The organism is Psychrobacter sp. Sarcosine-02u-2, assembly GCF_002836335.1.
Classification (GTDB): domain Bacteria; phylum Pseudomonadota; class Gammaproteobacteria; order Pseudomonadales; family Moraxellaceae; genus Psychrobacter; species Psychrobacter faecalis.
The window spans coordinates 1-378 of sequence record NZ_PJBX01000069.1 but is presented as its reverse complement, the minus strand read 5'-3'; the positions used below and the strand labels follow the sequence as shown (position 1 = coordinate 378).

Here is a 378-nt window from a genome sequence, read left to right as displayed (position 1 = left end):
TATATTGATTCAACCAAGATAGCAGTTTGTCATAACAAGCGTATCTACCGTCATAAAGTCTTTGAAAGAATGGCAACCCGAGGCAAAAGCAGCATGGGCTGGTTCTATGGCTTTAAGCTGCACGCCATTATCAATCATAAGGGCGAGCTTTTATCTGTTAAAGTCACTGCGGGTAATATCGATGACAGAGTGCCTGTTAAGGATATGGCAACGTCTGTGTTTGGCAAGGTGTTTGGGGATAGAGGCTATATCAGTAAAGCACTAAACGAGTGGCTCACAAAACACAGTGATACCATGTTGATCACCAAACTTCGGCGTACTATGAAACTCCAATTGCTTGAGCCTATAGATGAGGCACTACTCAATCATCGCTCTTTG

At 43.1% G+C, this 378-nt stretch carries 1 protein-coding gene; it reads left to right on the top strand.

Going from position 1 to position 378, the window contains the following annotated elements; translation table 11 throughout:
- On the top strand, positions 1–378 hold a 378-nt coding region (locus CXF58_RS01300), incomplete at both ends, for an IS982 family transposase (protein ID WP_145989773.1).